This window comes from Brachybacterium vulturis (assembly GCF_002407185.1).
In the GTDB taxonomy this organism is placed as follows: domain Bacteria; phylum Actinomycetota; class Actinomycetes; order Actinomycetales; family Dermabacteraceae; genus Brachybacterium; species Brachybacterium vulturis.
In genome coordinates this window covers 824517-836629 of sequence record NZ_CP023563.1, presented here as the reverse complement: position 1 = coordinate 836629, position 12113 = coordinate 824517, and the positions used below count along the sequence as shown (strand labels likewise).

General features: G+C 73.3%; 13 protein-coding genes and 2 pseudogenes. 6 read left to right on the top strand and 9 right to left on the bottom strand.

From position 1 onward, the window contains the following. Window position 1: 1 nt before the first annotated feature. The 3 genes from CFK38_RS03715 to CFK38_RS03700 all read right to left on the bottom strand — a co-directional run bounded on the left by CFK38_RS03715 (window position 2) and on the right by CFK38_RS03700 (window position 3023). On the bottom strand, window positions 2-1069 hold the full coding sequence (locus tag CFK38_RS03715) for a hypothetical protein (RefSeq protein ID WP_096801865.1): 1068 nt from the start codon (window positions 1067-1069) through the stop codon (window positions 2-4). After that, window positions 1069-2172 carry a hypothetical protein gene (locus CFK38_RS03710; RefSeq protein ID WP_096801864.1) on the bottom strand — a complete coding sequence of 368 codons (1104 nt, stop codon included), beginning with the start codon at window positions 2170-2172 and terminating at the stop codon, window positions 1069-1071. The genes CFK38_RS03715 and CFK38_RS03710 overlap by 1 nt, the downstream gene beginning before the upstream one ends. 365 nt (window positions 2173-2537) lie before the next feature. Continuing rightward, the gene (locus CFK38_RS03700; RefSeq protein ID WP_096804202.1) at window positions 2538-3023 is read right to left on the bottom strand and encodes a DUF2231 domain-containing protein; all 486 of its coding nucleotides are present in this window, start codon (window positions 3021-3023) and stop codon (window positions 2538-2540) included. A gap of 78 nt (window positions 3024-3101) precedes the next feature. Here CFK38_RS03700 and CFK38_RS03695 point away from each other — a divergent pair, with 78 nt between their 5' ends. From CFK38_RS03695 to CFK38_RS03680, 4 genes are all read left to right on the top strand, one after another. Beyond that, window positions 3102-3677: a sigma-70 family RNA polymerase sigma factor gene (locus tag CFK38_RS03695; protein ID WP_096801862.1), complete on the top strand. Its 576-nt coding sequence runs from the start codon at window positions 3102-3104 to the stop codon at window positions 3675-3677. After that, window positions 3674-4414, top strand: a complete 741-nt coding sequence (locus CFK38_RS03690; protein ID WP_096801861.1) for an anti-sigma factor family protein — start codon at window positions 3674-3676, stop codon at window positions 4412-4414. The genes CFK38_RS03695 and CFK38_RS03690 overlap by 4 nt, the downstream gene beginning before the upstream one ends. 110 nt (window positions 4415-4524) lie before the next feature. Beyond that, window positions 4525-5064: a COG4315 family predicted lipoprotein gene (locus CFK38_RS03685; RefSeq protein WP_096801860.1), complete on the top strand. Its 540-nt coding sequence runs from the start codon at window positions 4525-4527 to the stop codon at window positions 5062-5064. Window positions 5065-5140: 76 nt separating this feature from the next. Next, window positions 5141-5905 carry a CDP-alcohol phosphatidyltransferase family protein gene (locus tag CFK38_RS03680; protein ID WP_096801859.1) on the top strand — a complete coding sequence of 255 codons (765 nt, stop codon included), beginning with the start codon at window positions 5141-5143 and terminating at the stop codon, window positions 5903-5905. A 244-nt stretch (window positions 5906-6149) separates the two neighbouring features. Here the strand turns inward: CFK38_RS03680 and CFK38_RS03675 are convergent, their stop codons facing one another. Continuing rightward, a complete protein-coding gene (locus CFK38_RS03675; RefSeq protein WP_157773339.1) occupies window positions 6150-6557 on the bottom strand; it encodes a hypothetical protein in 408 nt (135 codons plus the stop codon). 634 nt (window positions 6558-7191) lie between these two features. On the opposite strand from CFK38_RS03675, the gene CFK38_RS03665 reads away from it, so the two are divergent. Then, the gene (locus CFK38_RS03665; RefSeq protein WP_096801856.1) at window positions 7192-7644 is read left to right on the top strand and encodes a C2 family cysteine protease; all 453 of its coding nucleotides are present in this window, start codon (window positions 7192-7194) and stop codon (window positions 7642-7644) included. A 60-nt stretch (window positions 7645-7704) separates the two neighbouring features. Here CFK38_RS03665 and CFK38_RS17510 read toward each other — a convergent pair. From CFK38_RS17510 to CFK38_RS03655, 3 genes and pseudogenes are all read right to left on the bottom strand, one after another. Then, window positions 7705-7986: pseudogene (locus CFK38_RS17510) on the bottom strand (acyl-CoA dehydrogenase family protein); the annotation flags it as partial. Between the two features lie 120 nt (window positions 7987-8106). After that, window positions 8107-8250, bottom strand: a pseudogene (locus CFK38_RS17730) (LacI family DNA-binding transcriptional regulator); the annotation flags it as partial. Window positions 8251-8285: 35 nt separating this feature from the next. Next, entirely contained in the window at window positions 8286-8684 is a 399-nt protein-coding gene (locus CFK38_RS03655; protein WP_157773338.1) for a hypothetical protein, read from the bottom strand. Window positions 8685-8989: 305 nt separating this feature from the next. Between CFK38_RS03655 and CFK38_RS03650 the strand changes: the two genes are divergently transcribed. Then, window positions 8990-9595: a hypothetical protein gene (locus CFK38_RS03650; protein ID WP_096801854.1), complete on the top strand. Its 606-nt coding sequence runs from the start codon at window positions 8990-8992 to the stop codon at window positions 9593-9595. Here CFK38_RS03650 and CFK38_RS03645 read toward each other — a convergent pair. Then, on the bottom strand, window positions 9523-10866 hold the full coding sequence (locus CFK38_RS03645; protein WP_096801853.1) for an acyl-CoA dehydrogenase family protein: 1344 nt from the start codon (window positions 10864-10866) through the stop codon (window positions 9523-9525). The genes CFK38_RS03650 and CFK38_RS03645 overlap by 73 nt on opposite strands. After that, window positions 10866-12083 carry an acetyl-CoA C-acetyltransferase gene (locus CFK38_RS03640; RefSeq protein WP_096801852.1) on the bottom strand — a complete coding sequence of 406 codons (1218 nt, stop codon included), beginning with the start codon at window positions 12081-12083 and terminating at the stop codon, window positions 10866-10868. The genes CFK38_RS03645 and CFK38_RS03640 overlap by 1 nt, the downstream gene beginning before the upstream one ends. Window positions 12084-12113 lie beyond the last annotated feature (30 nt).

Genomic DNA, 12113 nt, shown 5'->3' with positions numbered 1-12113 from the left:
GCTACTCCCGCGTGAAGGTCACCGCGATCTCCTCGGTGGCCAGGACCGTGCCGTGCGCGCTCAGCTCCACCCGGGCCGTCGCACCTGCGGTCTCGCGGGGAACCTCGAACCAGGCCTCGCCGCCGCCCTCGACCGCCTCGAACACCCTGCTGTGGTCCCCTCGCGGGGTGGCCGTCGACCCGTCGGGCAGGACCAGGCCCAGCGTGCTGGTCCCGGGGCGTCCCGTCGGGTACGTGCACACCAGCAGGCTGACCATCAGGGAGCCCGGTGCCGCCCAGGTGCCGTCGGGCGTGACCGCGGCGACCGTGCCCGCGACCACGGTGCCGGCGAGGAAGGTCCAGGGGTCACTGCCGGTCCGCTGCCACCAGTTGGCGGCGACCTCGAGGTCCGGCCGCGGCGCGTAGACGTGCTCGATGTCGCTGCTCACCCGGCTGCCGTCGAGCAGGCTCAGACGCTGGGTGATCCCGTCGAGGGAGGACTCCAGGACGATCCGCTCCGGGGTGATGTCCTCGGGCACCGAGATCAGGATCTGCAGGGCGCGGGGGCCCTCCACCTCCGGGGCGCTGCGCCCGGGCCGCGCGACCTCGACGCCGTCGAGCAGCACCCGCTCGAGGTACGTCCCCGGGACGGGCCGGGTCGGGAGAAAGGACGGCGGCCGACGGTCCAGGTCGACGACGAGGAGCTGCTCGCCGCGTGCGGCCCGGACCACCTCGAGCTCCTCGCCGTCCGGGATCTCGAGACCTGCCTCGCGGGCCTGCTGGGCCGGCAGGGACTCCGACAGGCTCACGCCGCGGACCTGGTACCGGACCCCGGGAAGCTCGATGAGGTGTCCTTCCTGCGGTGCGAGGCCGGTGGTGGGGAGCGGTCCGCCACCGGCCTCGGACAGCAGGACGGTCCGGGCCGGGAGACGCGCGGAGCCACCGCACCCTGCCAGCAGGAGCGCGAGGGCGCCGGCTCCCCCGACGCCGAACGCCGCCCGTCGGCTCCACCGCGGCGCAGACTGCCCGGTGCTCGCGGCGGTGCCGCCCGTGCCCGATGTCGTCCGGCTGGGGCCGGCTGCGGTGGCCATCACCGCTCCTGCTCGTCGGTCGCGGTCAGACGGGCCTCGGCACCCGCCTCCATCCCAAGGATCTCGGCGAGACCCGCGCGGCGCGGGCACAGGGACAGCCGGAGCTGCACGGTGGCCGACTCGAACCCGACGGGGACCTCGAACCAGACCCGGTGGGAGCCGCCGGCGAAGACCCCCTCGATGAGCTGGTGCTCCACGACGGTCTCCATCGCGGACTGCGGGATGACCGTGCCGTCGGGCAGGGTCAGCGTGCATCCCTCAGGTCGGGTCGGGAGCGGCATCGGCTCGGGCCGCCCGGACCCCGGCAGCTGCTCCTCCGCCGGGGTGAAGTGCTGGTCATGATGCACGGTGACGCCGGCCAGGAGGGTTCCCTCCGCAGGCCGTCCCAGGGTGCCGGAGACCGGCACCAGGATCCCGTCCCCGGCGTCGAGGCCGGCGGCGTCCGTCGCACCGTCCTCGTCGACCGCCTCCGCCTCGTACAGCCATTCGTGCTCCGCGGTCCCCGTCTGCACGGAGAGGCCGCGGGGACGGTCCTCCAGGTAGGCGAGATCGTCGCGCACCAGGGAGCCGTCGACGAGGCTCAGCCGGCGGATCCTTCCCCCGATCTCGAACTCGAGCACCGCCTCCTCCGCGGCGGGATCCGCGGGCACCTGCAACAGCCACTCCTCCTGCCGACGTGCGGGATCGAGCTCGAGGGCGGCCCGGTCCCCCGCGCTGTCCGTGAACCGGATCCGGCGGCGCGTCACGACGTCGGCCGCTGCGGGCCAGCGCCTGTCCTCCAGGTACTCCTCGCGGAAGGTGGCCAGCAGGAAGACTGTCCCCTCCGCGGCGGTGAGTCCGTCGTGGGGCGGTGAGCCGACGCGGAACAGCTCGTCCAGCTCCTCCTGGGTGAAGGAGGGCAGCAGTGCGGTGGCCGTGACCTGATAGGTGCTGTCCGGGGTCTCCACCAGCGGTCCGGGGGGCAGCGGCTCCAGCTCGAGGCGTGCGGCGTGCACGAGCAGCGGGGTCGTGCCGAGCGCTCGCCACGGCGCCTCGTCCTCGGGCTCCGCCGTGCATCCGGCGAGACCGACGGCGCCGATCACACCGATCGCCGCGGACGACATCACCGTTCGGCGAGGCAGCTGCTCCTGCGACCTGTGTCCCACCAGAGCCCCCGTACCGTCGAGGCGGACCCGATGCCCACCGAGGTGTCGAATCTAGCGGGACGCGACAGGGCGGTCGATGGGGCGAACTCCCCATGGTCGTCCTCCCCGAGGCGACCACGATCCGGCTGTCCCCGACGATCCCGCGCATCGGCCCGAACTCGTCACCGAGCTCGAGCTCGGGGTCACCGACCAGGAACCGCTCGTCGCGCTCCTCGTCGTCCGACGGGTCGACGGGCAGGAACACCGGCGGCATCGCGACGCCGCCGGTCGCGCGCGGGGACGCTGATGGTCATCGTCCAGCGGGCGGTGGGGCGCGCCCCGGCTCAGCCGAACCCGCCCCAGACGGCCTCCGCTCCCGAGTGCCCGGTGAGCACCACGAGCACGAGGCCGCCCGCGGCGACCACGAGCACCGCCACCGCGAGCACGGCGGCGAGGACGCGAGCCGCCCGCGCACGACCGCCTGCCCGCAGCGCCTCCGCACCCCAGCGGAACCAGGCCCACTGGACCACGGCCACCGCGGCGAGCGCGATCGACCACGGGACGAGCTGCAGCCCGAGCCTCTCGTGCTCCGCCACGGCGGGCAGCGGCCCCACCACCTCGGCGAGCTGCTGACCGGCCGTGGTGGTCAGCGGCACCAGGCCCGCGACCCCCAGCGCGAGCAGCGGCGTGAGCACCCCGAGCCGGCGCCGCGCCGACGGCCAGAACTGTGCCAGCAGCAGTGCCAGCGCGGACAGCGGCAGCAGCACCACGACGCCGTGGACGAGCAGGGGGTGCAGGGGCAGTCCGAGCAGCTGCGAGATATCGTTCATGCAGAGGACACGTGCGGCACCGGCACGGAGTTCATCGACCGCGATGAACCGTCCGGGCAGCTGTCTCGTGGAGAGCACATGGGCGCGGAGAGCACCGACGATCGGCCGCGATCGCAGCGGCCGGAGCCCCCGGAGCCGGGCCCCGAGGCCGAGGCGCACCGGGTCGAGGCCCTGCGCGCCCTGCACGACCGGTACGCAGGGATGCTCTGGCGCTACGTGGTCTCGCTGACCCGCCGGCCGGCGGACGCGGACGACGTCGTGCAGGAGACCCTGCTGCGGGCCTGGCGTCGGCCCTCGATCCTCGCGGAAGACCCCGCACAGGTGCACGGCTGGCTCGTCACGGTCGCGCACAACCTGGTGGTCGACCAGGCCCGCAGCGCCTACCGCCGCCACGAGGAGCCCGTGGCGGAGCAGCCGGAGAGCACCGCCGAGGACCGGATCGACCGGCTGTTCGACGCGCTCCTGCTGCGCGACGCGCTCGCGTCCCTCAGCGCCGATCACCGCGAGGTGATCGTGCGCGCCTACTACGGCGGGTGCAGCACGACGGAGCTGGCGGCGGCGCTCGGCGTCCCCGAGGGGACCGTGAAATCGCGCCTGCACTACGGGCTGCGCGCCCTGCGTCTGGCCATCGAGGAGAGAGGAGTCATCCGATGAGCGGTGGGGATCATGCCCGATTCGCGGACTGGGACGGCGCCTACGTGCTGGGGGCGCTCACCCCGGCGGACCGGCACGCCTACGAGGACCATCTCGAGACGTGCTCCCGCTGCCGGGACGCGGTCGCGGAGCTCGCCCCCGTACCCGGGCTGCTGGCGCAGATCCGTCCGGAGCCGGAGGCGGTCGACGGGACGGAACCGGCGCCCGGTGCCCCGGCCCCGCCCGAGGTCGGCGGGGCCACCGTGCCGTCTCCTCCCGGGGGCCGGTCCGCCGGGCCCCGCCCGCACCGGCACCGCCGCGTCCTCCTCGGGGCGCTCGCCGCGGCGGCCGCGCTGCTCCTGGTCCTCACCCTCCCCCTGGCCCTCGGGGGACGACAGGAGGAGCCGGCCCTGACGGTCTCCCCGAGCGCCGCGGGCCCCGGCCCGTCCGTGATGCGGGTCGACGTGGAGCTCGCGCCGCGGGACTGGGGCACCGCGCTGACGATCACCTGCGAGTACCCCTCGGCCTCCCCGAGCGGCCCCGGCCGGTACGGGGGCGGCGCCCCGCCCCCGTCGTACGCCCTGGTCGTCACGGCCGAGGACGCCACCCGCAGCGAGGTCTCGAGCTGGCAGGGGACACCCGGCGAGGTGGTGACCCTCGAGGCGGGGACCGCGGTCGAGCTCGCGGACATCGCGGAGGTGTCGGTCATCGACGGGGCGGGCACCACCGTGCTCACCGCGGAGGTCGACGCGCCCTGAGCGGGAAGACGGTGAACCGCGAGCCGCGGCGTCTCGTGACCTGAGCAGACCAGTCGCCGACGGCACCGTGCGCGCGCCGCCGACGCCCCTCGGCACAGGAAGGCACGATCATGAGAACAGCGATCACCCGCGGGATGGCGGCACTCTCCCTCACCCTGCTCGCGCTCAGCGCCTGCTCCGGCGGCGACCCGGGCGGTGGAGGCGACAGCGGGGGCGACAGCGGCATGCGCGGCTACGGCGGCGGACAGCAGTCGCAGGACCCGGCCGCCTCGGACGGCGGCGCGGGCACGGACACCGCAGCCGTCGGCCTCGCCACGGCGGAGACCGAGCTGGGCACGATCGTGGTCGACGGCGCGGGCATGGTCGTCTACCAGTTCGACCAGGACGAGCAGGGCTCGGGCACCTCGACCTGCACCGGGCAGTGCGCGGAGAACTGGCCTGCCGTCCCCGGTGACAGCAGCGCCGAGATCGAGGGTGTGACCGGCGAGGTCGGCAGCATCACCGGCGTCGACGGGCAGCCCCAGCTCACCCTCGACGGCTGGCCGCTGTACTACTACGCCGGCGATGAGGAGCCCGGGGACACCACCGGGCAGGGCGTGGGCGGCGTGTGGTGGGTGCTGTCCCCGGAGGGCGAGGTGCTCCGCAGCTGACCTGGGGAGGAGCCCGCAGGACGGCGGAGCGCTCCCCGCGGCCGGGAGCGCAGCAGCCGTCCACTACCCTCGCCCCATGACCACGACGCGGCCCGGCTCACCGCCTCTGCGACGCCCCCGGCGGGTGGGCCCGGTCCTGGCGCTGCTCGCGCTCGGCCAGCTGGGCGCCGCGACTGTGATCCTCCTGCTCGCCGCTCCCGTCCCCGTGCCGCTCGCCGCCCTCGCGCTCCTGATCGCACCGGCCCCGGCCCTGGTCGCCGCCGCGACCCTGCACCCGCGCGCCCCCGGCGAGGTGACCGGCGCGGATCTGCTGACGCTCCTGCGACACCTGGCCGCCGGTGCGCTCGCCGCCGCGGCCGTGCTCACCCTCGGCGGGGCGCTGGAGGCCCGCTCCTGGCCGCTCGCGGTCCTGATCGCGGCCGCGCTCGCCTCCGATGCGCTCGACGGCCCCGTCGCCCGGCGCACGGGCACCGCCGGCCCGGTCGGCGCCCGCATCGACATGGAGGCCGATGCCGCGCTGGTCCTGGTGCTCTCGGTGCTCGCCGCCACCGTGGTGGGGCCCTGGGCGCTCGCGATCGGGCTGATGCGCTATGCGTACGTCGCGGCATCCTCCGTCCGGCCCGCGCTGCGCCGTGAGCTGGGTTTCAGCCAGCTGCGGCGGGTGATCGGCGGGCTCCAGGGCGTCGCCCTGCTGACCGCGGTGGTGCCGGCGGTACCGATGCGGATGGCCACCGTGGTCGTCGGGTTCGCGCTCGGGCTGCTGATCTTCTCGTTCGGACGCGACGTCCTCACCCTCGAGCGTGCCGAGGCGGCCGCACGGGAGGGCTCCTCCCCCCGGTGAGCGGCACGCCGCGGGCGCCCGAGGCGAACCCGGGGGCCCTTGACTCCCTGCCGCGACCGCACGTCACTGTGCCTCCTGTGCGGGATATGTCCGCTTCGCGCCAGAGTTGTTCGCGGAGTGCAGGGCGACTCCGGCTTCACGCCGTCCGAGAAGATCTCCCAGGCCCGCTCCGGGTCGAGGGACGCGGTGCGCCCGGTGCCGCTCAGAGATCGCGCCCCGGCTCACGATGAGCGATTGCACGGCGTCAGTCCACGTCCTCACAGTTCACCGCGAGGTCGACATGCACGGTCAACTCGGTGAAGCCCTTCGCCCGGAATCCCAGCGTGATCCCCTCTCCGCTGCTGGACGTCGTGAGCCATCCGCCAGTGCCCCCGGCGGGTCGGGGAGCGGCCGGGAGACCATGGGCCTCGAGCGCCCGCGAGAGAACGGCCTCGATCGTCGCGTGATCCGCGCTGTCCAGGCCCAGGTAGCGGTCGCAGCGGCGGGCAGGCAACGTCAGCCGGCACCCGGCATCGACCGGTCCTGTGGTCTCGGAGGAGGACTCCTCCCAGCTCAGCCCTGCGAACTCCTCATCCAGCGCGTACTGCGCGTCGTCCAACAGCGAGGTGATCTCCTCGCGAGCTTGCTGCGGTCCCAGCGGGCTCCTGCTCACTGTCTTCCCCTCCCCGATCGGCTCCTCGCGAGCACACGCGGTCAGCACGGCGAGGCCGACCACCGCACCGCTCAGAAGAACCGACCGTCGGCACTGGAGCGCTGTTCCCCGTCTCAGCATCGCCACCTCCAGTCCATGCCGTCCGGCCGTCACGTCCGAGACCAGTCTCGCTGGTCACGCCGGACGGAGCACTCACAGGACATGGGCAGTCCACCCCATCGACGGCCCGGCTCACGCGGAATACTGTTCCACGGCACTGGACGTCCGTCAGGGGCGGAGAGGACTTTCCTGGGTGCTGATACCGAGATGCTGAGGTCATGGGCCGACCGTGCCGACCGCAGCCGCCCGCGGCTCGAGTCGCTGCTGCTCACGCTCACCGATGCGGTGCGATCGGTGCAATGGGTCGGTCCCGACGTCGACGGATTCCGGTCGAGCTTCTCGGCCCAGGTCGAACAGCCCGGACGGGCGCTCGTCGATCGCCTCGAGGACCTCGGCCTCCGCGCACGCTCCGATGCGGAGGAGCAGGACGCGGCCAGCGCTTCCGAGGGGACGCGGGGAGGGACGCCGATGGCTCCGGGTCGATCCGGAGGTCGCGGGGAACGGCGTGCGCGATGGTGACGGGAGCATCTCGACGATGTCGATCTACGAGACCGCCTGCGCGTCATACCGCGGAGGCTATGACGAGCTCGAAGGAGGAACCGCCGAGGACCCGATGTTCACGCTGACGGGTCAGGAGACCCGCACGATGGATGACGAGCCCTCCGCCGAGCGGCTCCGACAGGAGCTGGCCGACGGGAACGTGGTCGTCGCCGATTCCGGACTGCGCGACGGAGAGGGCGGGATCTTCGACTCGAGCTCCTGGGCGGACAGGGACGGTGCAGTCCCCCGCGACACCGTGAGCACGCACGTGTACGTCGTCACCGAGGTGACGGAGGGCGGCCGCATCGTGCTCCGGAACCCGTGGGGCACGGAGGGCGGGTACCAGGCGGGAGATGACGTGCACAAGCCCGGCCGGCTCGTGCTCACCCAGGACGTGTACCGCGAGCGGTTCCAGAACGTCACCGTCACCCGGGACCCCGAGCGCTGATCCCCGGGCTCCGCACGCCGGCCCGGAGCAGTGCTCGCGGACCGGCGCGCGTCTCGCCCCTCACGCGAAGGCGCTGACCCCCGTGATGGACCGGCCCACGATCAGCGACTGCATGGTGTCGGTGCCCTCGTAGATGCGCAGGGCCTCGATGTCGCTGCGGTGGCGCACGCAGTGCAGCTGCATCGAGGTGAGGGTCTGCAACATGGAGGCCAGCCGCACCTGGATGTGCTGCGCCTTCGCCAGCGGCCGACCGAACTGGATGCGCGTCCCGGCGTGCTCGAGGGCGGCCTCGTAGCAGGCCAGGGCATGACCGAGCGCGCCCCAGGTTACTCCGGCGCGGGTCTGGCAGGGCGGGGCCGACCTCGGCGAGGTGGCGATCTCATCGGTGATGAGACCGATGGTGCGTGTCCGCCGCTCCCGCAGGGACACGGCCACGGCCGAGCGGGTGCAGCCGAGCTCGGCCGCCGCCTCGCGGACACGTTGCTGGGTCGCTTCCGCGACGGTGCCCTCGACGCGCCCGTCGAGCACCATGGAGACGGTCGCCCGGGAGACCCCGGCACGGGCCGCGACGTCGGCGGAGGTGGGGCGACGAGGACGGGTGCTCACATCTGCAAGATGTACCTGCTCGGCGGCCGGCCGGTTCAGAGCCCGAGCGCCTCTGCCGTGCAGGGCTCCGCATCGACCAGCGCGCCGCGCAGCGAGAGCCGTCCCTGCTCGTCGAGCACCAGCTCGGCGCCGTGCTGATCCTGGCTGCTGACGCTGTGGATCGCCCCGGAGCGCTCGGGTTCGCCGAGGGCCCCGAAGCCGTGCTCGGCGAGCACCGGGTCCAGCCGCTCGGCGAGTTCGTCCCAGCCCTCGGCGCCGGAGATCCCGTCCAGCACGGCGTCCGCGTTCCACACCCCCGGTGAGTAGCGGCAGCCCTCGTCCCCCTCGCGCACGGTCCGCTGATTCTCCTGCAGGGTCCACTCCGGGCCGGGGAGCTCATCGAGGACGGCACCGGCGACTGCGTCGTAGTGGGCGACGGCATCCTCGGCCGGCACGGGCTCCTGACCTGCTCCGCAGCCTGCGAGCAGAACGAGTCCGGCGCCGAGCGCGACCCACCCCCTTCGGCGAACGCTCCCGCCCGACGCACGCGCCTCATGCGCGACCCCACGCCGCGTCCGTTCGATCGTCCCGTCCATGCCCTGCGCCCCCGGTCGTCCACATTCCCGTCGCGAGCGCTGATACGCCGCTCACTCCTCAGTATTGTGCATGACGAAGGTCACCCCGGGGGAGGTGGCCGGGAAGGAAGGACACGACCGGATTCCTGGGGGCGGATCCCGAGCAGCTGATCCCGCTGGGTCGGATGATGCAGCAGCACGGACAGCGGCTGCAGACCCTCGGCGAAGGGCTCGGCGCGGTCGCGCGGGCGGTGACCTGGTACGGGCCGGACGCGGAGTCGTTCCGCGACGACGTCTCCGCGCGCGCGGTCACCGCCCTCGCCGATGAATCGACGCGGCTGGAGAGCGGAGGGCAGGATCTGTTCCGCCACGCTGCACAGCAGGACGTGGTCTCCAGCCCCGACGGCAGTGTGGACGGTGCCCGCTACGCCGAGCTGCTCGGCGGCGAGTCGTGGTCCGACATCATCAACTGGTCGCAGGACGCGTGGGCGGAAACCCCCTTCGACGACCCGATGACGATCGACGAGCTCGGCGGACGCTATATCGACAGCCCAGAAGGGGCGGACTTCGATCCCGCGGACGTCGACCTCTCTGCGGAGGCGATCGCGGGACAGCGGATGCGTCAGGGGAGCCTCGGCGATTGCTGGCTGCTCGCCGCACTGATGGCCACTGCGCAGTTCGCACCCGCGCCCCGCCGCCACATCACGCAGAGCGCCGCTCACGCGAAGGCGCTGACCCCCGTGATCGCCCGCCCCACGATGAGCGACTGCATGGTGTCGGTGCCCTCGTAGGTGTGCAGGGCCTCGATGTCGCTGCGATGGCGCACCACGCGGTTCTCCAGCAGGATCCCGGAGCCGCCGAGCATGTCGCGGGCGTCGGTGGCGATCTCCCGGGCGGCACGGGAGTTGTGCACCTTGGCGAGCGAGGCCTGCTCGGGCCGGATGGTGCCGGCGGCCTCGAGCTCGGCGAGGCGCACGCAGTGCAGCTGCATCGAGGTCAGCGTCTGCAGCATCGACGCCAGTCGCACCTGGATGTTCTGCGCCTTGGCCAGCGGGCGCCCGAACTGGATGCGGTTCTGGACGTGCTCGAGCGCGGCCTCGTAGCAGGCCAGGGCGTGGCCGAGCGCGCCCCAGGCGACCCCGGCACGGGTGGCGAAGAGGATGACGGAGGTGTCCTTGAAGGAGCGCGCCCCGGGCAGGCGCTGATCCAGCGGCACCCGTACGTCGGTCAGCGTGATGTGGGCCTGGTGGATGGCGCGCAGGGCGACCTTGCCGCGGATCACCTCGCCCTGATATCCGGGCAGGGACTGGTCCACGAGGAAGCCGCTGACCTGGCCGTGCAGCTCGGGCTGGGACTCGTCCTCGACACGCGCCCACACCACCGAGACGTGGCAGCCGACGCCATTGCCGATCCAGCGCTTCTGCCCGGTCAGAACCCACTCGTCCCCGTCGCGGCGCGCGACGGTCTCGAGCGAGACGGAGTCGGAGCCGTGGTCGGGCTCGGTGAGCGCGAAGGCGGCGTGCTCGGCGCCGGTCGCCAGCGGCTCCGCCCAGCGCTGCTTCTGCTCCGCCGAGCCCAGCAGCATGATCGAGCGCAGGGCGAGCCCGCCCTGGACGCCCACCATGGTGCCCACGCTCCCGTCGATCCGGGAGAGCTCCATGTTCACCAGCCCGGTCGCGAGCGGGGAGAGGGTGCGATGGCCGGGCACGTCGAGACCGTCGGTGAGCAGGTCCAGCTCGCCGAGGCGGGCGACCAGCTCGATCGGGTACTCGCCGCGGTCCCACCAGTCGTTGATCCGCGGCAGCACCTCGGCGGCCAGGGAGCGGGCATCGGCCCAGGCCCGCAGGTCCTCGCCGGAGACGTCCTGGAACAGGGAGTAATGGTCGGCGGCGGCGGGCAGCAGGTCGGCAGGGGTCGCGGCGGAGGCGTCGGGCGCGGAGACGACGGCGCGGTCGGTGACGACCGAGTCGGGACGGGCGTCGTCGGAGCTGCCGGGATTGCCGCCGAGGGAGATGTGGCCGGGAGCGGGGGCGTCCCAGCTGCTGCTGTCGTTGCTGGTCATCAGTAGATCCTTTCGATGATGAGGGCCATGCCCTGGCCGCCGCCGACGCACAGGGTCGCCAGGCCGTAGCGGCCCTCGCGCTCCTGCAGGCCGTGCAGCAGGGTGGTGGTCATGCGGGCGCCGGTGGAGCCCCAGGGGTGGCCGAGCGCGATCGCTCCGCCGTGCACGTTGAGCTTGTCGTGGTCGATGCCGAGGTCCTCGGCGGCGGGCAGCACCTGGGCGGCGAAGGCCTCGTTGAACTCGACCAGGTCGATGTCCTCGATGGTCATATCGGCCAGAGCGAGCGCCTTCCGGGTCGCCTCGACGGGACCCAGCCCCATGATCTCGGGGCTGACCCCGGAGACGCCGGTGGCGATCACCCGGGCCAGCGGCGTGATGCCGAGCTCCTTCGCGTACTCCGCCTCCATCACCACCAGCGCGGCGGCGCCGTCGTTCAGCGGGCAGCAGTTGCCGGCGGTGACGGTGCCCTCGGGCCGGAAGACGGGGTCGAGGGAGCCGACGGCCTCGAGGGTGACACCGGCACGCGGGGAGTCATCCGCGCTGATCACGGTGCCGTCGGGCAGGGTCACAGGAGTGATGTCCCGCGCGAAGAAGCCCGAGGCGATCGCGGCCTCGGCCCGGTTCTGGGAGCGCACCCCGTACTCGTCCTGGGCGGCGCGGGAGATCCCGCGCAGCTCGGCGACGTTCTCGGCGGTCTGGCCCATCGCGATGTAGGCGTCGGGCAGCTCGCCGTCCTCGCGCGGATCGTGCCACGGCGCGGGGATCTCACGGGTGGCGCGCTGCGCGGTGCGCTCCCAGGCCTCCTGGAACAGCGGGTCGCGGGAGTCCTCCTCCATCAGCGCGCCGGTGCTGGCCGAGATCGACTCCACACCGGCGGAGATCACCGCACGGGCCTCACCGGAGGCGATCGCGTGGAAGGCGGCGCGGGTGGTCTGGATCGAGGAGGCGCAGAAGCGGGTCACGGTCGCGCCGGGAACGGCGTCCAGGCCGAGGCGGACCGCGACGGTGCGGGCGAGGTTCCCGCCCTGCTGGCCCTCGGGGATCGCGCAGCCCAGCTGCAGATCATCGATCGTGGTCGGGTCCAGCTGCGGCACCTGGTCCAGTGCCGCCTGGATCATCTGACCCACGAGGTCGTCGGGGCGGATGTCCTTCAGCGATCCCTTGCGGGCGCGGCCGATGGGTGAACGGGCGGTGGCGACGATGACGGCCTCGGGCACGAGGATTCTCCTTCGACGGCGATGTCTGGG